Below are 21,510 nucleotides of genomic sequence, written 5' to 3'. Positions count from 1 at the left end.
CGGGCAGAGCACCGACGTCACGGCGCGGGTGTGCGCAGCAACGTCGTGCGGAGAGTGCCGGAGAGCCATTGCCGGTACCGATCGACATCCCATCCGCACTCGCGTCGCAGCAGGGCATGTACCTGCGGGGAACTCAGGGTGAACAGGACGTCGGCGGCGTGTTCGACGGTGACGTCCTCGCGCAGCCAGCCGGCGTGTTCGAGCCCTTCGGCGAGGGTACGGGCGTTCTCGGCCGTCGCCTTCGCGTCGTCCGCCGCGAATCGACGCATGTCGGGGTCGGCCCCCGACGATTCCACGGAGGTCATGAGCAGCCCACCCGCACGTTCGAGCATCGCGGTGCCGTAGCGGACCAGCTGCTCGACCACCAGATCCACGTGCGAGACCGTGCCGCTTCCCTTGTGGGGCTCCGGATCCGATGTGGCCGCCCGCGGGTCGCCGTCGCCGGCCACCGCGTGGTCGAGTGCCTCGCGGAAGATCTCCGCCTTGCCGCCGGGGAAGGCGGTGAATACGGTCCGTACGGCGACACCTGCTTCGTCCGCGATGTTCTTGACGGTGGTGCTGACGTAGCCGTCGCGGACGAACAGGCGCGCCGCGGCGTCGCGGATCGTCTCGCGGGTACGACGCGCCGACTCCTCCCGCAACGGTGAGATGTACCGTCGGCGGGCTCGCTCGGGATTCGGGTTCACTTCCCCAGTATCGAGTGCATTGCAGCTGCAGCAAAATTTGATGCACCGCAGCCCTGGCTCCCGACGGCCTCATCCGCTGCACCGGGGCCGCCGACACGGCATGCTGGTCGGGTGCACACCTTCGAGGTCTGGGCTCCGATCCCGTCGTCCGTCCGCCTGTTCGCCGACGGAACGCTCCACGACATGCAACGCGACGACGACGGCTGGTGGCGTGCCACCGTCGATGTCGCCCCTGACGCCCGATACGGTTTCGTGCTCGACGACGACACCGGGGCGGTCCTCCCGGACCCGCGGTCGCCCCGGCAGCCCGAGGGCGTGCACGAGCCGTCGCAGTTGCACGTGGTGGACGGAGCGAAGTGGACCGATCGCGGCTGGACCGGTCGGCAACTGACGGGAAGCATCGTCTACGAGATGCACGTGGGGACCTTCACCCCCGAGGGCACCCTCGACTCCGCGATCGGCCGACTGGACGAACTCGTGGAACTGGGGGTCGAATTCGTCGAGCTCATGCCGCTCAACGCGTTCAACGGCACCCACGGGTGGGGTTACGACGGGGTGCTCTGGTACGCGGTCCACGAGCCCTACGGCGGCCCCGACGCGCTGCAGCGTTTCGTCGACGCCGCTCATGCGCGCGGTCTCGGGGTCGTCCTCGACGTCGTCTACAACCATCTCGGCCCGTCCGGGAACCATCTGGGCCGCTTCGGTCCCTATCTCTCCGCGGCACCGGGCGTCTGGGGCGACAACATCAACCTCGACGGTCCGGGTTCCGGGGAGGTGCGCAAGTACATTCTCGACAACGCGCTGCGCTGGTTCCGCGACTTCCACATCGACGGGCTCCGCCTGGACGCCGTGCACGCGCTGGTCGACCACACTGCGACGCACATCCTCGAAGAACTGGCGGTCGAGACGTTCCGCCTGTCCGCCCATCTCGGTCGTCCCCTGTCGCTGATCGCGGAATCGGACCTGAACGATCCGCGGATGATCACCCCGCGGCCCGGTGGCGGTTACGGGTTGCACGCGCAGTGGGCCGACGACGTCCACCACGCGATCCACGCGGCGGTATCCGGTGAACGACAGGGCTACTACGGCGACTTCGGCTCCCTGGACTGCCTCGCGTACACCCTCGGGCACGGCTTCTTCCACGCCGGGACGTACTCCACCTTCCGCGGACGCGTCCACGGACGTCCGCTCGACACCCGGCGCACGCCGGCGAGCGGACTGGTCGCCTACACCTGCACGCACGACCAGGTCGGCAACCGGGCACTCGGCGACCGGCCGGGGGCCTATCTCGAACCCGGACAGCTCGCCCTGAAGGCCGCGCTCGTACTCACCTCACCGTTCACACCGATGTTGTTCATGGGCGAGGAATGGGGTGCGAGCACACCCTTCCGGTACTTCACGTCGCATCCCGAACCGGAACTCGCCGCGGCCGTCGTCGAGGGTCGCCGACGCGAGTTCGCCGAACACGGCTGGGACGCCGCCGACGTACCCGACCCGCAGGATCCGGAGACCTTCGTCGGATCGAAACTGCGCTGGGACGAACGCGGCGAGGACGGGCACGCCCGGTTGCTCGAGTGCTACCGGGCGCTCATCGCGCTCCGGCGAGCCCGCGCCGAGCTCACCGATCCCTGGCTCGAGCACGTGCACGTGACCTACGACGACGAGGAGAAGTGGCTCGTCGTGCACCGCGGGGCGCTCCGCGTGGCCTGCAATCTCGGACCCGATCCCGTCACCGTGCCGGTCGGCGGGAAGCCGCTGCTGTGGTGGGACGAACCGGTCGTCAACCGCACCGAATCCGCGGTGCTCGTCCCGGGCTGGTCCTTCGCCGTCCTCGAGGCTCCGGACACGCCCCAGCGATAACGTTTGTCGAGCGAAAAAGTCGTTGATTATGCCACGAGTGAGCGAGTACCGTCTCGGGTACCGTCGAATTCTCGAGGTGAATCCCCATGAAGACCAGGAAGATTCTGGCGAGCGCATTTCTCGGCACCGCCCTCGTTCTCGTTCCCGCCGGAGTCGCATCGGCGTCCCCGACCGTCGACACCGCACCCGGGATCGTGAATGTCGGCGGCGGACACGATGACCACGGAAATTACGACCACCACGATCACGACCAGTACTACAACCGTCACGACAAGAACTACGACCGCGACCATCACCGGGACAACTACTGGCGGCCCGACTGCTACTGGTGGGGCCCGTGGTGGGTGTGCAATCACTGGTGACCGCACATCACCCCTGACGCGGCCGGGGCGTCCGGTTACGTCAGATAACGATAGGCCGGCGACCCCGGCTCGAGTCGCTGCGCGTCGATCGGCGATGCGTCCATGCGATGGAGCAGCGACGAAAGGCCTTCTGCAGCACCCAGTTCGATACCGACGAGGGCGGCACCGGTCTCCCGGTTGTTGCGCTTGACGTACTCGAACAGGGTGATGTCGTCGTCCGGCCCGAGGACCTCGTCCAGGAACCGGCGCAGCGCACCGGGCTCCTGTGGGAAGTCCACGAGGAAATAGTGCTTGAGTCCGCGGTGGACGAGCGACCGCTCGATGATCTCGCCGTAGCGTGAGACGTCGTTGTTGCCGCCCGACACCAGGCACACCACGTTCGCTCCGGGCTGCACCGAGATCGCGTCGAGGGCGGCGACGGACAGCGCGCCGGCGGGCTCGGCGATGATGCCTTCGTTCTGGTACAGGTCGAGCATCGTGGTGCACAGTGCACCCTCGTCGATCTGGGTCATCCCGAACGGTGCGCGGCCGAGCCCTTCGCGGCGCAGCGTGGCCACGAGCGGCAGGCTCGAATGGGACACGACCTCCGCGCCGAGTTCGGACACGACCGCGTAGGGAACGTCGCCGATCCGTTTGACCGCGGCGCCGTCGACGAACGGCTCGACCTCCGGCAGCGTCACCGGACCGCCCGCGACCAGCGCGGCCGTCATCGATGCTGCTCCCGCCGGCTCGACGCCGACGATCGACGTGCGCGGGGACCGCTCGCGCAGATACGCGGCAACGCCGGCGACGAGGCCACCCCCGCCCACGGGGACGAGCACGACATCGAGATCGCCGTCGAGTTGTTCGAGGATCTCGCGCGCGATCGTGCCCTGCCCGGCGGCCGTGCGGGCGTCGTCGAAAGGCGGGATCATCGTCGCTCCGGTACGGAGCGCATCGTCCGCTGCCGCCGCGGCCGCGGCGTCGAAGGTGTCGCCGACGCCGATGAGTTCGACGCTGTCCCCGCCGTGCACGCGGATCCGGTCGCGCTTCTGCTTGGGCGTGCGGGTGGGCACGTAGATTCGGCCCTGGATTCCCATCACCCGGCACGCGTAGGCCACACCCTGGGCGTGGTTTCCTGCGCTCGCCGTGACCACACCTGCGGTGCGTTCGGCCGCGTCGAGCTGTGCCATCGCGTTGTATGCGCCGCGGAGCTTGAAAGACCGCACGCGAGTGAGATCCTCACGCTTGAGGTAGACGTTCGCACCCACGAGGGCCGAGAGCCGGGGGCTGAGCTCGAGCGGGGTCGGGGCGACCGCCTCCGAAATTCGCTCGGCAGCCGCATCGATGTCGGCCGCGCCGGGCACGGCAGTCACAGTCGTCGGTTCTGCTGTTCGCGAAGTGGAGGTCACCCGTCAATGCTGCCACTCCCCCGAATCGCCCACCACGGCGGGACCCGCCTCACGGGGACGGCAGCATCTTCGGATTCTTCGCCGTGATCGGCTACGCGCCCGCAGCACCCCCGGCGATCGATTCCGGGTCTTCGGCGAGCTCGAGGACGAAGAGCGGGATCTCACGGTCGGTCTTCTCCTGATACTCCGCGTACGGCGGGAACGCCTCGACGGTACGTTCCCACCATTGCGCCTTCTCGTCGCCGTGGACCTCGCGAGCGATCATGTCCCGTATCTCGGTGCCGTCCCGCAACTCGACGTGCGGATTCGCCAGGACGTTGTGGTACCAGACCGGATGCTTCGGAGCGCCGCCCAGCGACGCGACGGCGGCATAGGCACCCTCGTGCTCGACGCGCATGAGAGGGATCTTGCGGAGCTTGCCGGACTTCGCCCCGACCGTGGTCAGGATGATCACCGGCCGACCCTGGAGGGTCGTGCCGCGGGTACCGCCCGACGACTCGTACTCCTCGACCTGCTTCGCGCTCCATTCGACGGGACTCGGTTCGTACTCTCCGTGCAGTGGCATGCCGATCAGTCAACACGCTCGTGGTGACGGTCGCCGCTCGATTGCCGAGTTCGGTGGCCCGAACTCTTCCCTGCGTCTATCCTGAAGAAGTATTCCGCTCGACCTTCAGGAGGTGCACCGCGATGTCCGTGCTCGATACCCGGGTCCCTCGCGAGCGCACCGACGGTGTCGACATCGCCGGGACGATCTGGCCCCTGTACAAGCTCGAAGCTCTCGCGATGGGCGTCCTCACCCTGCTCGTGGTCCTCGTCGTCACCGCCAGCGCACAGAGTGCCGTGCTCGGCGCGGCCGCGGTCACCGTCGCCGTGTGGTGGGTCCGCCGGTTCCAGCGGCGCGTGTTCCGTTCGTGAACGAACCGTCCCCATCTGCACCCGTGACGTCCGGCCGGGCTTCGTGCAGCCCGATCGGTTGGATCCCCGAGTACCCGAGATCCCCGACCGTCCGAGGTGGATCAGGACGTACAGCCCTCGACGGTGCGCCGTGCCGCATCGGCGATCACATCCGCGAAGGAGCCGCCATGCTCGCGGATGCGCCGTTGCCGGATCGCGCCGTTGCCGCGGTCCAGGATCGATGCCAGAGTGTCGTGCACGGATCGATAGGCGTCGAGTTCCTCGAGGACCGGCCCTGCCTGGACGAGCAGTCGGCGGATCAATTCCGCAGCCGGAACCAGCTGCGCAGAGTGAACATCGACGCCGCGCCCGGCCAGACCGTCCCGGGCGGCTCTCCAGCACGCTGCGCGCAGTAACTCCCGGCCGACCGAGGGCGCCGCCTCACCGCGCTCGATCGCCGCTGTCGCCCGGGCGGCCAGCGCATAGACCAAGGTGGCCAGCGTGACGGTTTCCTCGACGGTCGCAGGTACATCCGCGACGCGGATCTCGACGGTCGGATGACGAGCGGAGATCCGCGCATCCCAATAGACCATGCGGGGGTCCAGGATCGTGCCGGTGGCGAGCAGCGATTCGACCGCCGCGTCGTAATCCGCGGCCGAGGTGCACTGCGGGGGCACTCCCGCGCTCGGCCAGCGCCCCCATCGCAGGTATCGCCAGCTGGCATAGCCGGTGTCCCGGCCGTCGGCGATCGGGGAGTTCGCGGTCAACGCCAGCAGGGTGGGGAGCCACGGTCGCAGATGGTTGATGAGCTGTACCGCGCGGTCACGATCATCGACACCGATGTGCACGTGGCATCCGCAGATCACGCCGTCGGCGATGCCCCCGAAGTGCTGTGCCATGCGCTGATAGCGCGGCGTGGCGGTGATCGATCCCGCCGGAGGCTCGAAAATCGGTGTTCCGACCGCGACCAGCCGGCATCCGGCGCGCGCTGCGGCATCGGCTGCGGCCGCGCGAGTGCGGTGCAACTGTGCGCGTAGGTCCTGCGGATGGGTACACACCGCGGTGGCGGTCTCGATCTGGCATCGGGAGAGCTCGACGGTGAGGTCGATGCCGAGTTCGCGTCCGGCCTCGATCACCTCGAGACTGCGCAGGTGGGGACGGCCGGTACGGAAGTCGACCAGGACGAATTCCTCTTCCACGCCGATCGTTGCCGCCGCCCCACCGCGCACGGCGGGGGTGATCGTCGGTCCTGTGGCGGTCATGGCGTTCTCCCCACTCGAGATCTTTCACTCTACGAAGGGACAACGGTTCGGCGTGGGTGTACAGGGTGCTCGGTGTGAACCGTATCGGCCGGCCGAGGTGCTCGGACCGCGCGGCGAGACCGCTAGGTAGCCAGGCAACCCGGCCCGAGCAGCGCCTTGAGGTCGCCCATGAGCGCCGACGACGCTTCGACCCGCAGACTGTCGTCGAGCTTGAGAACCGTGACCTTGCTGCCGGTGATGAGCCGCACATGCACGTCGGACGAACCGGGATGACGCGTCAGCACGTTCTTGAGGGCACCGACCTTGTCGGGGGTGCACAACCGGGTGGGCATGGACACCGAGACCGGTTTCGCCACCCCGATCTGCGACAGGTCGGGGACGACGAGATCGTTGGCGATCAGGGAGATCCGGTCGTCGCGGATGGACACCCGGGCCTTGACGAGGACCACCGAGTCCTCCACCACGTCCATACCGTAGACGGCGTAGGACTGCGGGAAGAACAGCACCTCGATGCCACCTGTGAGGTCCTCGAGCTGCGCGGACGCCCAGGCGAGACCGTTCTTGTTGATGCGGCGGTTCACGGAGGCGAGAATGCCGCCGACGGTGACCTGGGTGCCGTCCTTGAGCGCGCCTTCGAGGATCGCCGGGATCTGGGTGTCGGCTTGGGACGCGAGGACGTGTTCGACGCCGTTGAGCGGGTGCCCGGAGACGTAGAGACCGAGCATCTCCCGTTCGAGAGCGAGAAGATGCTTGGTGTCCCATTCCTCCTCGGGGATACGGACGTTGAACACCGCGGCGACGGACTCGTCGGCGTCGGCCCCGCCGAACAGGTCGAACTGGCCGATCGCCTCGGCCTTCTTCGTGCTCATCACCGCGTCGATCGCGTCGGCGTGGACGAGCATCAATCCCTTACGCGGGTGTTCGAGCGAGTCGAAAGCTCCTGCCTTGATGAGGGATTCGGTGACCTTCTTCGAGCATGCGACGGTGTCGATCTTGTTGAGGTAGTCGGAGAAGTCGGTGTAGCGGCCTTTCTCCTCCCGTCCCTTGATGATGGAGGCGACCACGTTCGCGCCCACGTTGCGGACCGCGCCGAGGCCGAACCGGATGTCCTCACCCACCGACATGAAGTTGGTGTGCGACTCGTTGACGTCCGGGGGCAGTACGGTGATGCCCATCTTGCGGCAGTCGGACAGGTAGACCGCGGCCTTGTCCTTGTCGTCGCCGACGGAGGTGAGCAGCCCGGCCATGTACTCGGCCGGATAGTTCGCCTTGAGGTAGGCGGTCCAGAACGACACGAGGCCGTAGCCGGCGGCGTGCGACTTGTTGAACGCGTAACCGGCGAAGGGCAGAACGGTGTCCCACAGCGCCGTGATCGCCGCCTGCGAGAAGCCGTTGTCCTTCATGCCCTGCGCGAAGCCGTCGTAGGCCTCGTCGAGGATCTCCTTCTTCTTCTTGCCCATCGCGCGACGCAGCAGGTCGGCCTGCCCGAGGGAGTACCCGGCCACCTTCTGAGCGATCTGCATGATCTGCTCCTGGTAGACGATCAGGCCGTAGGTGTCGGCGAGGATGTCCTTCAGCGGTTCCTCGAGTTCGGGGTGGATCGGCTTGACCTCTTGCCGCCCGTTCTTCCGGTCGGCGTAGTCGTTGTGCGCGTTCATGCCCATCGGGCCGGGGCGGTACAGCGCGAGCACGGCGACGATGTCCTCGAAGCCGGTGGGCTGCATGCGGCGCAGCAGGTCGCGCATGGCGCTGCCGTCGAGCTGGAACACGCCGAGCGTGTCGCCGCGCGCGAGCAGTTCGTAGGTCGCCGGATCCTCCAGCGGCAGGGTGTCGAGGTCGAGATCGATCCCGCGATTGACCTTGATGTTCTCGATCGCGTCGCCGATGACGGTGAGATTGCGCAGACCGAGGAAGTCCATCTTCAGCAGGCCGATGGCCTCGCAGGACGGATAGTCCCAGCCGGTGATGATCGCGCCGTCCTGCGCGCGCTTCCACAGCGGGATCGCGTCCATGAGCGGCTCGGACGACATGATCACCGCGCACGCATGCACGCCCGCATTGCGGATCAGGCCCTCGAGGCCGAGCGCGGTGTCGTAGATCTTCTTGATGTCCGGGTTGGACTCGATCAGCTGACGGACCTCGGCGGCCTCCTTGTACCGCTCGTGACTCGGATCGGTGATGCCCGAGACCGGAATGTCCTTGGCCATGATCGGCGGCGGCAGCGCCTTGGTGATCTGATCGGCGATCGCGAAACCGGGCTGACCGAACTGCACCCGCGCGGAGTCCTTGATCGCGGCCTTGGTCTTGATGGTGCCGAACGTGATGACCTGGGCGACCTTGTCGTTGCCCCACCGCTCGGTGGCGTACCGCACCATCTCCCCGCGGCGGCGATCGTCGAAGTCGATATCGATATCGGGCATCGACACACGTTCGGGATTGAGGAACCGCTCGAACAGCAGACCGTGCGGGATCGGGTCGATGTTGGTGATACCCATCGCGTAGGCGACGAGCGAACCGGCGGCCGAACCACGACCGGGTCCGACGCGGATACCGACCTCGCGGGCGTGGTTGATCAGGTCGCCGACGACGAGGAAGTACGCCGGAAAGCCCATCTGGTTGATGACCGTGATCTCGTACTCGGCGCGCTCGACGTACTCGCGGGGCGGGCCGGCCGGGAAGCGCCGGTCGAGGCCGCGCATGACCTCCTTGTGCAACCAGCTCGCCTGTGTCTCCCCTTCCGGCACCGGGAAGACGGGCATCCGGTCGCGGTGGGCCCACACCTCGTCGTAGGACTGCACACGCTCGGCGATGAGCAACGTGTTGTCGCACGCGTCGGGCACCTCGCGGTCCCACTGCTCGCGCATCTCCCGGGCCGACTTGAGGTAGTAGCCGTCGCCGTCGAACTTGAAGCGGGTGGGATCGGAGAGCGTCTTACCGGTCTGGATGCACAACAGCGCCTCGTGGTTCGCGGCCGCATCCTTGGTGACGTAGTGGCAGTCGTTGGTCACCAGCGGCGGGATGTCGAGCTTGCGGCCGATCTCGAGCAGACCCTCACGCACCCGACGCTCGATCGACAGGCCGTGATCCATCAGCTCGAGGAAGAAATTGTCCTTGCCCCAGATCTCCTGCCACTTCGCGGCGGCCTCGAGCGCCTCGCGGTCGTGGCCGAGGCGCAGACGCGTCTGGATCTCGCCCGACGGGCAGCCGGTGGTGGCGATGATGCCCTCGTGGTGCCGGGCGATGAGCTCTTCGTCCATCCGCGCCCACTTGCCGAGCTGACCTTCGATCGAGGCGAGCGAGGACAGCTTGAACAGGTTCCGCAGACCCGTCGAGTTCTCGGCGACCATCGTCATGTGGGTGTAGGCACCCGAGCCGGAGACGTCGTCGGACTTCTGGCTGCGGTCGCCCCACAGCACACGCTTGGTGGAGAACCGCGACTCCGGCGCCACATACGCCTCGATACCGATGATCGGCTTGATACCGAACTTCTTCGCGACGTTGTAGAACTCGCTGGCGCCGTACATGTTCCCGTGGTCGGTCATGCCGACGGCCGTCATCCCCAGCCGTTCGGCCTCTTTGAACAACGGTCCGACCTTGGCGGCACCGTCGAGCATCGAGTACTCGGTATGGGTGTGCAGATGAACGAACGAGTCAGCCACGCGTGCCTCTCCCGGGATGTCTGTGGGCAGAGACGAGTCTAAGCCGCGCGGGGCTCCGCGGTGACCACGGCACGCTGACGACGGGCCCGCACGAGTGCGTCCGTGCTGTACACCGCCAGCGCGATCCAGATCAGTCCGAAACCGATCCACCGCGAGGCGGGCATGTCCTCCCCGAGCACCCATACACCCCATGCCATCTGCAGACTCGGCGTGAGGTACTGCAGCATGCCGAGCGTGGCGAGGGGGACCCGTTGCGCGGCCGCACCGAAGAGCAGCAGCGGCACCGCGGTCACCAGACCCGTCGACACGAGCAGGGCGGTGTGATCCACCCCGTGCCCGAGAAAGGTCCCGGTACCTGTCACCGCGAGGAAGATCACGTATCCGAGTGCGAACGGAGCGGCGACGACTCCCTCCCCCGCCAGGGACGTCCGCGGGTCCAGCGGCACGATCTTCTTGATCACTCCGTAGGACGCGAACGACAGCGCGAGGGTCAGCGCGATGATCGGCGGTCTGCCGTAGTCGACGGTGATCACCACCACCGCACACACCGCCAGCACCAGCGCGGCGATCTGCGCCGGCCGCAGTCGTTCGCGGAAGAACAGGACCCCGAACACCACGCTGACGAGGGGGTTGACGAAGTAGCCGAGCGCCGTCTCGACCACCCGGCCCGAGACCACACCGTAGATGTACACGCCCCAGTTGATCGCGATCGCAGTGGAGGCCGCGGCGACCAGACCCCACGTGCGGGCGGACAGGCCGCGCAGGGTGGCCAGACGGCCCATGACACCGAGCACGACCAGCATGAGCACGAGAGTCCACAGCACGCGATGCGCGAGGATCTCGACGGCGCCGGCGGGTTCGAGCAGACCGAAGTAGGCGGGGAACAGTCCCCACAACCCGTAGGCGCCGAGTCCGCACAGCACGCCCGTGCGCACGAGGCTCCGTTGTCCCGGGTCGCCGTGTCGCCCCGAGTCGGTCACCGGATCACCGTACGGAGTCGCCGGTGCACTGTCGTCCCGAAGGGACCGTCGTCCCGCGGTGACATCACACCTCCCCGTCGTCGGGGCCGGGCACGACCGTCTCGACATGGGTGGGGAGCAGCGGGGTCACCGCGAAGCGTCCCGCGACCGCGTCGGCGGGCAGGACCTCCACGGCGCGCACGTCCGGTTCGTCGGCGACGGCCCGGAACTGTGCTGCGGTACCGCGGAGGACCACCGCGACGACGCACTCGCATCCCGCGGCGAGCCGCTCTGCGGAGACCGCGGCGATCCGCTCGGCGCGTTCCGTTCCGAACTCCACCAGGCCCAGCCGGCCTGCGGCGACCGAGGGGGCGCGCCGCACGGCCTCCGGATTCTCCGGCACCGCGACCGGCACGAGGGGTGTCTGGACACGATCGAGCGGGACGCGGAGCAGCACCTGCCCCACCCGCACCTCGTCGGCGAGTTCGACGACCCGGTCGACGGCCACGGTGTCGGCGAACGACACCAGTCCCCAGTGTTCGAGGTCTCCGGCCGCGTCCGCCTCGGTCAGACTGTCGGCGGCTCGCGTCAGGTAGTCGGCGACCGCTTCACCGTTGTCGGGGCCGAGGGTGTCGGTGCCGACCGGGGCCGGCCGGGGCGGGGCGGTCCACCCGGCGACGAGCACGGCGACCACGAGGGCGACGACCGCCGCCCAGGGCAGGACGCGTCCCATCGGTCAGGCGCTGCGCAACACGGCGAGTGCGTGTTCGAGATCCGGCGGGTACTTGCTGGTGATCTCGACCCAATGTCCGCGGGTGGGATGCGAGAACCCGAGTGTGCAGGCATGCAGCCATTGCCGTTCGAGACCGAGACGTGCCGCGAGACGCGGGTCGGCGCCGTAGGTGAGGTCGCCGCAGCACGGGTGACGCAGCGCCGAGAAGTGCACGCGGATCTGATGGGTGCGACCGGTTTCGAGGTGGATGTCGAGCAGGCTCGCGGCCTGGAACGCCTCGATCGTGTCGTAGTGCGTCACGCTGGGTTTCCCGTCGGCGGTGACCGTGAACTTCCAGTCGCTGCTGCGGTGCCGGCCGATGGGCGCGTCGATGGTACCGCTGCTCGGGTCGGGATGCCCCTGGACGAGCGCGTGGTACCGCTTCTCGACCGTGCGCTCCTTGAAGGCACGCTTGAGGACGGTGTAGGCCCGTTCGGATGTCGCGACCACCATGACGCCGGAGGTACCCACGTCGAGCCGGTGCACGATGCCCTGCCGTTCGTGGGCGCCGGACGTGGAAATCCGGTATCCGGCGGCGGCGAGACCGCCGATCACCGTCGGGCCGGTCCATCCGACGCTCGCGTGGGCGGCGACACCCACGGGCTTGTCGACGGCGACGATGTCGTCGTCGGCGTAGAGGATCTCCATGCCCTCGACGGGCTGGGCCTCGATGGTCAGGGGGCGGGGCGGCTCGGGTAGCTCGACCTCGAGCCACGAGCCGCCGGACAATCGGTCGGACTTGCCCACGGCCGCACCGTCGACCACGACGGCGCCCTCCTCGGTGAGCGTGGCGACCACGGTCCGGGACAGACCGAGCAGGCGCGCGAGGCCTGCATCGACACGCATCCCGTCGAGCCCGTCGGGTACGGGCATCGCGCGGGTTTCCCTCACTGGTGTGATTCCTTTCTCGTTTCGTCCGGTGCCGCGTCCCGGCCCTTCGAGGCACCACCGTCGGGTTCGATGCCGAACACGGTCAGGGCGACGAGCAGGATCGCTCCGCACACGATGGCCGAGTCGGCGACGTTGAACACCGGCCACCATCCGACCGACACGAAGTCGACGACGTGGCCCTGGAGCGGTCCGGGCGAGCGGAACAGACGGTCGGTGAGATTGCCGAGCGCTCCCCCGAGGACCAGGGCGAGACCGAGCGCCCACCACCCCGATCTCAAGGTCCGGCCGATCTTCACGACACCGACGACGACAGCGATCGCGACCAGCGTGAGCAGCCAGGTCATGCCCGTGGCCATGGAGAACGCGGCGCCGGGATTACGGATCAGCGTCAGGGTGACCGTGTCGCCGACGATGGAGATCGGGTCGGCCGGGTCGATGTAGTGGACGGCGAGCACTTTCGTCGCCAGATCCGCGAGGTAGACGACGAGCGCCACGAGCAGCAGCGGTCGCAGCATGCGCCTGCCGACGCCGGTGGACGGGGACGGCGCCGGTTCGTCGGCACCACCGGGAACCGGCGGATCCGCGTCGCGGTCGGGTCGGGGAGCTTCGTTCGTCACCGTTCCATCATCCCCTACCCGGACGACCGCGGCGGTTCCCCCTCCCGTCGTGGCTACCCTGGGTGTCGTGCCTGCGCTGTCCAGATTCGCCCGCTCGGGGCCGTGTGCCCTTGCGGCTGTGCTGTCCATCTCCACTCTCGTCGCCGCTTGCGGCGGTCCTTCGGACGGCGCGCCCGCCGTCACGGCCGCGACATCGACGGAGGTGACGGTGCCCGTGTCGGCGGTGGCCACGACGGTGCTCGACCCGGGTGCCGAACCCCGAACGGCGGTGCGGTTCGCTCCCGCGACGGGGGTGCAGCAGAACGTCGTCCTGACCACCCGCTCCGAGGTCTTCCAGCGGGTCGGCGCCGACCCGCAACAAGACTTCTCCACACCCGAGTTGACTCTCCCGCTCTCGGCCACGGTCGAGCGGGCGATCTCCGACAAGGATCCGAGCACCGTCGTCGACATCACGGTCGGGTCGGCGACGTCGCCGGACGGGACGCTCGGGTCGGCGCTGTCCGATGCCGAAGGCTCCGGAGCAGGATTGACGATCGGGCCGACCGGCGCTGTCAGCGCGCTGCGCCTCGAACCTGCTCCCGACGCGGCGAACATCGCGCGGTCGGCGATCGAGCAGGCCTTCTACCAGGCCGTCTATCGCATCGTGTCGTTCCCGGAGGAAGCGATCGGGGTGGGCGCGGTGTGGGAGGTCCACCAGCAGGTGATGAGCGCCGGCATCACCCTCGACCAGGTGGGGACGGCGACGCTCGTCGAGCGCGAGGACGATCGCATCACGGTCGATGTGAAGGTCGAACAGACACCGCGTGAGTCCACCTGGGTGCTGCCGAACGGGCAGGGCCGTCTCGACATCGAGCAGTACACGATGGCCGGTGAGGGGTCGATGACGGTCGACACGTCGCTCCCCCTGCCGGTCGGCGGAGAGCTGACGGTGCGCGGCGATCAGACCTACGTCGAACCGGATGGCGGAACGCGGCTGTCCCAGTCGCAGGTCGACCGGGTGGGTTGGGCCATCCCGGATCGGTAGTCCGGAACAGCAGGGAGACGACGGCGACGGCCGGCGCGGATGTTCCGCGCCGGCCGTCGAGTCGTTCGGGACGAGTTACTACATCACGCGCAGGCCGGGGACTGCAGCTGCGCCATGTTGATCACGATGGAGCACGCGTAGTCCTTGGACACCTTCCAGGTGCCGTCCTCGGCGACGAAGTCGACCGTGCCGAAGGACGGCTGGTTGCTGCCCGCGAGCGCCATCTCCACACCGGCCGTGATGGTGCCGTTCTCGTTGTCGGTCACATCGACGACGTTCACCTGCACACCGGCGTCGTTGGCGGCCTGGGCCACCTTGTTGATCAGCTCGGGATCCTCTTCGGCACCCTGGACCAGATCGGTCTTCTCGGACGCCGGGACGTTGAGGTCGAAGGCGCGCGCGAGGTCGGCGTTGAGTTCCTCGGGCGAGGGCACCGGCGGGTAGTCGGCGACCGGAGCCGCAGCGGTCGTGGTGGTGCTGGTCTTCGCGGTCTCGGAGGAGCTACCGCCGTCGTCCGAGCTGCAGGCGGACATCGTGAGGGCAGCGGCGAGCGCCACGGTGGCGACGGTGATCTTGCGAAGCTTCAACTTCTCGTCCTTCTCGTTCGGTCGTGCACGACGCGTTCGTCGTGCTCGGTCATCCGGCAGCGGATCGCCCGCAAGAGTACCCGGCGGTAGTGAGAGGACCGTGAGGACGCCGGGAACGTGTTTCAGTTCAGGCTCGCGAGGGGATCGGCGACCGTGAGCCCCGGATCGTTCTCGTCGAGCGTCCGCGCAGGTCCCGCGCCCGTGCTGCGGGTCTCGAAGCGGACGGTGACCACGCCGTGTCCCGCGCCCTGCACCCATCCGTGCCCGAACTCGGGATGGCGGACGTCGGCGCCGGGCGTCCAGCGGGTGGCCGGTCCGCTCGACGCGACCGCCTCCTCGTCGTCGTCCTCGGCCGGCACGGACTCCTCGGTCGCCGTCCGGTCGAGTTCGGGGAACAGCGTGTCCTGCGCGATCGCGGACAGACCCGCATAGCCGACACCGACGAGCCGGACGGGCCCGATCTCGAGGGGATCGAGCGCGAGACGTTGGGCCGCGGCGGTGAGCACCCGAACGTCCTCGGTGGCATAGGGCAGCGTCGACGACCTGGTGAGTACCGACATGTCGGCCTTGCGCAGCTTGAGCACCACCGTGCGGGCGGCACGGCCGTCCTTGCGCAGCCGGGAATGCGCGGCGGACGCGGACGCCGCGATCGCGCGCCTCAACCCGGGTATCGCGACGATGTCGGTCGGGAAAGTGGTCTCGGCGCTGACCTGTTTCGCCTCTGCGCGCTCGACGACGGGCCGGTCGTCGAACCCGTTGGCGAGCCGGTGCAGACCCGGTCCGGCCGTGCCGCCGAGGATCGATGCCGCCTCTGCGACCGGCAGGGCCGCGAGATCTCCGATCGTCTCGATGCCGAGCCGCCGCAACCGATCCTCGGCCACCGGGCCGATACCCCACAGTCTGCGCACGGGCAGGCCGTGCAACAGCGGGAGTTCGCCCTCCGGCCTCACGACGAGCACACCGTCCGGTTTCGCGAGACCGGATCCGATCTTCGCGATCTGCTTGCCCGACCCCGCTCCGATGGACGCGACGAGACCCGTTCTCTCCCTCACATGTTCGCGTAGCTCCGAACAGAACCACTCGACCTCGGCGGCGTCGGCACCCACCAGTTCGGGAGGTTCGGCGAACGCCTCGTCGAGCGAGAGGGTCTCGAGGATCGGGATCCGGGCGCGCAGGGTGTCGAAGACGAGTCCGCTCAGTTCGCGGTAGAGGATGCCGCGCGGAGGCAGCACGACCGCAGCCGGTCCGACGAGTCGGCGTGCCCGACTCATCGGCATGGCCGAGCGCGCGCCGTAGACGCGTGCCTCGTAACTCGCACCGGCGACCACCCCGCGGGCCCCGAGCCCCCCGACGAGGACCGGCCGACCCCGCAGGGTCGGCCGGGTCAACTGCTCGGCGGACGCGAAGAACGCGTCGAGATCCAGGTGCAACACCCAGCGACGAGTCACGCCTTGACGATCGACGCGCGCGTCCCCTCGCCCAGTTCGATCGCGTCGCCCTCGGCCGCACCGAGTTCGAAGGTCGTGGCGAGGATCTCACCCGCGATCAGATCACGATGGCGGGCAGCCCATTCCGCACGCTCGGTCGGAACTTCGAACCGCACCGAAATGCGGTCCGAGACCTCCAGTCCGAGATTGCGGCGCGCGTCCTGGAATTCGCGGATGCGGTCCTTGGCCCAGCCCTCGGCCTCGAGCTCCTCGGTGACCGTCGTGTCGAGGACCACCAGCCCGTTGCCGCCCGGCAGTGCGGCCGTGGATTCCGGTTCGGCGGCGACGAGGCGGCTGGTGTACTCCTCGGACAGCAGTGTGATGCCGGCGGCGGTGACCGTACCGTCCTCCGCCTGCGACCAGTCTCCGGCCTTGACGGCCTTGATGACCTTCTGCACGTCCTTGCCGAGGCGCGGACCGGCCGCACGCGCGTTGACGACCACCTCGAAGCGGCCGTGGGCCTCGACGTCGTCGGTCGTCACGACCCGCTTGACGTTGACCTCGTCCTTGATGAGGTCGACGAACGGATCGAGGTGCGCAGATCCCGGGGTTGCGACCGTGACCTCCGGCAGCGGCAGCCGCACGCGCAGCTTCTGCGCCTTGCGCAGCGACAGCACGGTCGAGCACACACCGCGCACCTCGTCCATCGCGGCGACGAGCGCCGGATCCGACGGCAGGTCGTCGGCGGCCGGCCAGTCCGCCAGATGCACCGACCGGCCCCCGGTCAGACCCCGCCAGACCACCTCGGACGCCATCGGCAGCAACGGCGCGGCCAGGCGCGTGACGACCTCGAGCACCGTGTGGAGGGTGTCGATCGCGTCGGTGTCCTCGTCCCAGAACCGGTTCCGCGAGCGCCGCACGTACCAGTTGGTCAGCGCGTCGCAGAAGGTGCGCAGTTCGTCGCACGCACCGGCGATGTCGACCGTCTCGAGCGCCTCGGTGATGACCTCGCGGGTCTGCGCGAGCTTGGCGAGGATGTACCGGTCGAGCACGTTCGGCGAATCGGTCCGCCAGGTGCCCGGCTTCGACGCGTACAGCTGCAGGAAGCTCCACGCGTTCCACAGCGGCAGCAGCGCCTGCCGTACGCCCTCGCGGATGCCCTGTTCGGTGACGACGAGGTTGCCGCCGCGCAGGATCGGCGACGACATGAGGAACCACCGCATGGCGTCGGAGCCGTCGCGGGCGAAGACCTCGTTGACGTCGGGGTAGTTGCCCTTCGACTTGCTCATCTTCAGACCGTCGTCGCCGAGGACGATGCCATGGGCAGCAACACATTTGAAGGCGGGACGGTCGAACAGCGCGGTCGCGAGGACGTGCAGCGTGTAGAACCAGCCACGGGTCTGCCCGTTGTACTCGACGATGAAGTCGCCCGGATAGTGCGTGTCGAACCAGTCGCGGTTCTCGAAGGGGTAGTGCACCTGGGCGAACGGCATGGAACCGGACTCGAACCAGCAGTCGAGCACCTCGGGAACACGACGCATCGTCGACTTGCCGGTCGGGTCGTCGGGGTTGGGCCGGGTGAGTTCGTCGATCATCGGCCGGTGCAGGTCGGTGGGCCGCACGCCGAAGTCGCGTTCGAGTTCGTCGAGCGAACCGTAGACGTCGACGCGTGGGTACTCCGGATCGTCCGACACCCACACGGGGATCGGGCTGCCCCAGTACCGGTTACGGCTGATGTTCCAGTCGCGGGCACCTTCGAGCCACTTGCCGAACTGGCCGTCGCGGATGTGTTCGGGCACCCACGTGATCTGCTGATTGAGCTCGACCATGCGGTCGCGGAAGCGGGTGACGGCGACGAACCACGACGGCACCGCCATGTAGATCAGCGGCTGGCCCGACCGCCACGAGTGCGGGTAGGAGTGCTCGATGGTCTCGTGCCGCAACAACTTTCCGGCGGCCTTGAGGTCCTTGATGATCACCGGATTGGCGTCGAAGACCTGCAGGCCCTCGTACGGCGGGACCATCGAGGTGAACTTGCCGCCCGGGTCGAGCGGCTGCACGAGCTCGATGCCGTTGCGCTGGCAGTACTCCATGTCCTCCTCACCGAAGGCCGGTGCGAGGTGGACGATTCCGGTACCGGATTCGGTGGTGACGTAGTCGGCGGCGATGACCTGGTGGGCGTTCTCCCGCCCGGTGAAGAAATCGAAGGGGGGCTCGTAGGCGAGGCCGACGAGGTCGGCGCCGCGGTAGCGGCCGAGGACTTCGGGATCCTCGCCGAGTTCGCGGGCGTAATGTCCGAGGCGGTCCTGCGCGAGCAGGTAGATCTTCGCGTCGGCGCCGCGCACCGCGACATACTCGATCTCGGGGTGTACCGCGATCGCGAGGTTCGACGGCAGGGTCCAGGGCGTGGTGGTCCAGATGAGCGCGCACGCGCCGTCGAGTTCGGAGCCGGGGGCGCGCAGCACCATGTCGACGGTGACCGCCGGGTCCTGACGCATCTTGTATGCGTCGTCGAGGCGGGTCTCCTGGTTCGACAGTGGTGTCTGCTCGTACCAGCTGTAGGGCAGCACGCGGAAGCCCTGGTAGATCAGGCCCTTCTCGTACAGCGACTTGAACGCCCACATGACCGACTCCATGAAGTCGAGGTCGAGTGTCTTGTAGTCGTTGTCGAAGTCGACCCATCGGGCCTGGCGGGTGACGTAGTCGCGCCACTCACCGGTGTAGCGCAGCACCGACTGCTTGCAGTACGCGTTGAACTCGGCGAGGCCCATCGAGTCGATCTGCGACTTGTCGGTGATGCCGAGCTGCTTCTCGGCTTCGAGTTCGGCGGGCAGACCGTGACAGTCCCAGCCGAAGCGGCGGTCGACCTTCTTGCCGCGCATGGTCTGGAAGCGCGGCACGACGTCCTTGACGTAGCCGGTGAGCAGGTGCCCGTAGTGCGGCAGGCCGTTCGCGAAGGGCGGGCCGTCGTAGAAGACGAAATCGTCGGCGCCGTCGCGATTGCGCAGGGACGCCTCGAAGGTGCCGTCGGTGGCCCACTGTGCGAGGACGCGCTCTTCGAGCGCCGGGAAGTCGACGCCCGAATCGCGCGGCAGGTCGTAGTCGACGCGCGGATATCCGGCAGTACCGCCGGCGGTTGCTGCGGTGGGATCCGGTGCAGCGTGGTTCTCGGTCACAGCGTGGCTCCTCCGTGCCTGGATACGTCTCGGCACGGGGACGATCACCGTGCGCGTGCACGGCTACCGCGGTACCACCCCGCTTGCACGTCCCGTGGGGACGGCCACTCGTTCGGGCTGTGACGGGCCCACCCGTCCGGTTCTAGTGAGCGACCGCGGCGGTCGCCGTTCTTCCGGAGGCTCCCCGGTGATGGCCGGATCGACGCCGCCCCGCATGCGCGGGATCGAGCTTCACTCGATGGTGCATATTGTAGGCCGCTTCAGCGATCCGACGAATTCCGGTCGCCGGGACGCTGCCGCGGTGCGCGCCGGCCGCGACGTCCGGCCTGCCCGGCGGACCGCGGATCGGCCCACTCGCCTTCGGCCGAGCTCCGGCCGCCGAGTGCGCTCGCGAGCAGGATCACCGCTCCCACGACGCACACCGCGATACAACCCCATGCCCAGACCACGGATCCGGTCATCAACGCGATCACGAGGAGACCGAATCCGACAGCTGCGAGTACCAGCGTGACGACGAGCACGACGCTCCTCCTCTACCGAGGTACAGCACCAGGGCCGTACAGCATCAGGCCGGGAGACCGTCGGTCAGCTGTTGCCCTTCGCGAAGGACGACGACCCGAACGACGACGAGTTGGACTGGTTGAACGCTTCCTGTCCGCCGTCCACCGGAACGGCCGAACCACGCTGCTCGAGCTCTTCGAGCTGCGATTCGAGGTAGGACTTCAGACGGACCCGGTACTCGCGCTCGAACGTCTTGAGCTGCTCGATACGACCCTCCAGCACGGAACGCTGCTGGTTGATGGTCGCCATGATCTCGGTGTGCTTCTTCTCGGCGTCGGCCTGCAGGGCGTCGGACTTCTCCTTGGCCTGACGCAGCTGCGTCTCGGAGCGGGTGCGCGCGTCGGCGAGCATCGCGTCGGACTTCTGCCGCGCGTCGGCGATCATCGCCTCGCTGCGGGTGCGGGCATCGGAGACGAGCTGCTCGGAATTCGTCCGGGCGTTGCGGACGAGCTCCTCGGCCTCGGCCTTGGCATCGCCGGTGAGCCGGTCGGCCATCTCCTGGGCGAGTCCGAGGACCTTGGCGGCCTGCATGCTCGCGTCGCCGCTCGACGGTGCCGCGGCGACCGGAGCGGGGGCCGGCGCCGGAGCGGGCTCCGGCTTGGGCGTCTCCACCACGCGTGCGGGTTCCGGTTTGGACGGGGCCGCCGGCGCGGACGACGACGCGGTGCGCGGCGCCTTCTTGGCCTCGGCGAGCTCCTGGTCGAGTTCGGCCACCCGCTGACGCAGGTCGGCGTTCTCCTCGATGAGATTCGTCAGCTCCTGCTCGACGAGATCGAGGAAGGCGTCGACCTCGTCCTCGTTGTAACCACGCTTCCCGATCGGAGGCTTGCTGAACGCGACATTGTGCACATCAGCTGGTGTCAGCGGCATGGAAGGATCCCTTCACGCGTCGAGTAAGCGGTCAAGCAGGCGTTCTGAGTAATCGACAGTGCGTTACGCGTATCAAAACCCACTGTATATGGCACTCCATTGTGGCACACGGCAGCTCCGGGACTGCCCGGCACGACGCCGGGCGGGGGCGTCATGCTGCTCCGCCCCTGGGCAGGAATGCCATGAGGAAATACACGATGAACAGCAAGACCATGATGGACAGATCGAGCCGTACACCACCGAGATTGAGCGGAGGAATCAACCTCCGCAGCAACTTCACCGGCGGGTCCGTGACCGTGAAGATCGCTTCGAGGACGACGACGACGAAGCCGGACGGCTTCCACTCCCGCGCGAAGGTTCTGATGAACTCGACGATGATCCGTCCGATCAGCAGAAGCCAGAAGATGAACAGCAGGAACCACAGCACCTCGAAAACGGCCACCTGCCCACAATGCCCGACGAGGACGGGTCGATCAAAACCGAAACGCCCGGCCTGCAGTGATCTGCATCAT

At 68.0% G+C, this 21,510-nt stretch carries 19 protein-coding genes; 4 read left to right on the top strand and 15 right to left on the bottom strand.

Annotated elements, in window-relative coordinates; translation table 11 throughout:
• Positions 1-17 precede the first annotated feature (17 nt).
• Positions 18-686, bottom strand: a complete 669-nt coding sequence (locus PV766_RS07240; RefSeq protein ID WP_016934124.1) for a TetR/AcrR family transcriptional regulator — start codon at positions 684-686, stop codon at positions 18-20.
• A 111-nt stretch (positions 687-797) separates the two neighbouring features.
• On the opposite strand from PV766_RS07240, the gene treZ reads away from it, so the two are divergent.
• Both treZ and PV766_RS07230 read left to right on the top strand, forming a co-directional pair.
• Positions 798-2,546 (top strand): malto-oligosyltrehalose trehalohydrolase, encoded by a 1,749-nt coding sequence (gene treZ, locus PV766_RS07235; RefSeq protein ID WP_421096753.1) that lies wholly within the window; start codon positions 798-800, stop codon positions 2,544-2,546.
• 86 nt (positions 2,547-2,632) lie between these two features.
• Complete coding sequence (locus tag PV766_RS07230) at positions 2,633-2,908, top strand: hypothetical protein (protein ID WP_016934122.1); 276 nt, start codon at positions 2,633-2,635, stop codon at positions 2,906-2,908.
• Between the two features lie 35 nt (positions 2,909-2,943).
• Here the strand turns inward: PV766_RS07230 and ilvA are convergent, their stop codons facing one another.
• Both ilvA and PV766_RS07220 read right to left on the bottom strand, forming a co-directional pair.
• The gene (gene ilvA, locus PV766_RS07225; protein ID WP_026003284.1) at positions 2,944-4,263 is read right to left on the bottom strand and encodes a threonine ammonia-lyase IlvA; all 1,320 of its coding nucleotides are present in this window, start codon (positions 4,261-4,263) and stop codon (positions 2,944-2,946) included.
• A gap of 127 nt (positions 4,264-4,390) precedes the next feature.
• Positions 4,391-4,864 carry a nitroreductase family deazaflavin-dependent oxidoreductase gene (locus PV766_RS07220; RefSeq protein WP_421096752.1) on the bottom strand — a complete coding sequence of 158 codons (474 nt, stop codon included), beginning with the start codon at positions 4,862-4,864 and terminating at the stop codon, positions 4,391-4,393.
• Positions 4,865-4,986: 122 nt separating this feature from the next.
• On the opposite strand from PV766_RS07220, the gene PV766_RS07215 reads away from it, so the two are divergent.
• The gene (locus tag PV766_RS07215) at positions 4,987-5,214 is read left to right on the top strand and encodes a hypothetical protein (protein WP_016935389.1); all 228 of its coding nucleotides are present in this window, start codon (positions 4,987-4,989) and stop codon (positions 5,212-5,214) included.
• 101 nt (positions 5,215-5,315) lie between these two features.
• Here PV766_RS07215 and PV766_RS07210 read toward each other — a convergent pair whose 3' ends face one another.
• From PV766_RS07210 to lspA, 6 genes are all read right to left on the bottom strand, one after another.
• Entirely contained in the window at positions 5,316-6,455 is a 1,140-nt protein-coding gene (locus PV766_RS07210; protein WP_064062932.1) for a carboxylate-amine ligase, read from the bottom strand.
• A 122-nt stretch (positions 6,456-6,577) separates the two neighbouring features.
• Positions 6,578-10,114, bottom strand: a complete 3,537-nt coding sequence (dnaE, locus tag PV766_RS07205) for a DNA polymerase III subunit alpha (RefSeq protein ID WP_129976185.1) — start codon at positions 10,112-10,114, stop codon at positions 6,578-6,580.
• A gap of 38 nt (positions 10,115-10,152) precedes the next feature.
• Complete coding sequence (rarD, locus tag PV766_RS07200) at positions 10,153-11,094, bottom strand: EamA family transporter RarD (protein WP_371053742.1); 942 nt, start codon at positions 11,092-11,094, stop codon at positions 10,153-10,155.
• A gap of 64 nt (positions 11,095-11,158) precedes the next feature.
• A complete protein-coding gene (locus PV766_RS07195) occupies positions 11,159-11,806 on the bottom strand; it encodes a hypothetical protein (protein ID WP_255161222.1) in 648 nt (215 codons plus the stop codon).
• A gap of 3 nt (positions 11,807-11,809) precedes the next feature.
• Complete coding sequence (locus PV766_RS07190; RefSeq protein WP_016935471.1) at positions 11,810-12,718, bottom strand: RluA family pseudouridine synthase; 909 nt, start codon at positions 12,716-12,718, stop codon at positions 11,810-11,812.
• Between the two features lie 14 nt (positions 12,719-12,732).
• Complete coding sequence (lspA, locus tag PV766_RS07185; RefSeq protein WP_016935470.1) at positions 12,733-13,353, bottom strand: signal peptidase II; 621 nt, start codon at positions 13,351-13,353, stop codon at positions 12,733-12,735.
• 67 nt (positions 13,354-13,420) lie between these two features.
• On the opposite strand from lspA, the gene PV766_RS07180 reads away from it, so the two are divergent.
• Positions 13,421-14,377 carry a hypothetical protein gene (locus PV766_RS07180; protein WP_421096751.1) on the top strand — a complete coding sequence of 319 codons (957 nt, stop codon included), beginning with the start codon at positions 13,421-13,423 and terminating at the stop codon, positions 14,375-14,377.
• An 83-nt stretch (positions 14,378-14,460) separates the two neighbouring features.
• Here the strand turns inward: PV766_RS07180 and PV766_RS07175 are convergent, their stop codons facing one another.
• The 6 genes from PV766_RS07175 to PV766_RS07150 all read right to left on the bottom strand — a co-directional run bounded on the left by PV766_RS07175 (position 14,461) and on the right by PV766_RS07150 (position 21,440).
• Positions 14,461-14,964 carry a hypothetical protein gene (locus tag PV766_RS07175; protein ID WP_016932851.1) on the bottom strand — a complete coding sequence of 168 codons (504 nt, stop codon included), beginning with the start codon at positions 14,962-14,964 and terminating at the stop codon, positions 14,461-14,463.
• Between the two features lie 122 nt (positions 14,965-15,086).
• Complete coding sequence (locus PV766_RS07170) at positions 15,087-16,397, bottom strand: DNA polymerase IV (protein WP_421096823.1); 1,311 nt, start codon at positions 16,395-16,397, stop codon at positions 15,087-15,089.
• A gap of 11 nt (positions 16,398-16,408) precedes the next feature.
• A complete protein-coding gene (ileS, locus tag PV766_RS07165) occupies positions 16,409-19,567 on the bottom strand; it encodes an isoleucine--tRNA ligase (protein WP_421096750.1) in 3,159 nt (1,052 codons plus the stop codon).
• Between the two features lie 260 nt (positions 19,568-19,827).
• Entirely contained in the window at positions 19,828-20,088 is a 261-nt protein-coding gene (locus tag PV766_RS07160) for a hypothetical protein (RefSeq protein WP_064062927.1), read from the bottom strand.
• 64 nt (positions 20,089-20,152) lie between these two features.
• Positions 20,153-20,998 carry a DivIVA domain-containing protein gene (locus PV766_RS07155; RefSeq protein WP_064062926.1) on the bottom strand — a complete coding sequence of 282 codons (846 nt, stop codon included), beginning with the start codon at positions 20,996-20,998 and terminating at the stop codon, positions 20,153-20,155.
• Positions 20,999-21,149: 151 nt separating this feature from the next.
• Positions 21,150-21,440: a YggT family protein gene (locus PV766_RS07150; protein ID WP_006554132.1), complete on the bottom strand. Its 291-nt coding sequence runs from the start codon at positions 21,438-21,440 to the stop codon at positions 21,150-21,152.
• Positions 21,441-21,510 lie beyond the last annotated feature (70 nt).

It is taken from the genome of Rhodococcus sp. As11 (genome assembly GCF_048957735.1).
GTDB classification, from domain to species: Bacteria; Actinomycetota; Actinomycetes; order Mycobacteriales; family Mycobacteriaceae; genus Rhodococcus; species Rhodococcus gordoniae.
The sequence above is the reverse complement of the archived record's forward strand: the minus strand, read 5'-3'. Positions and strand labels throughout refer to the sequence as shown.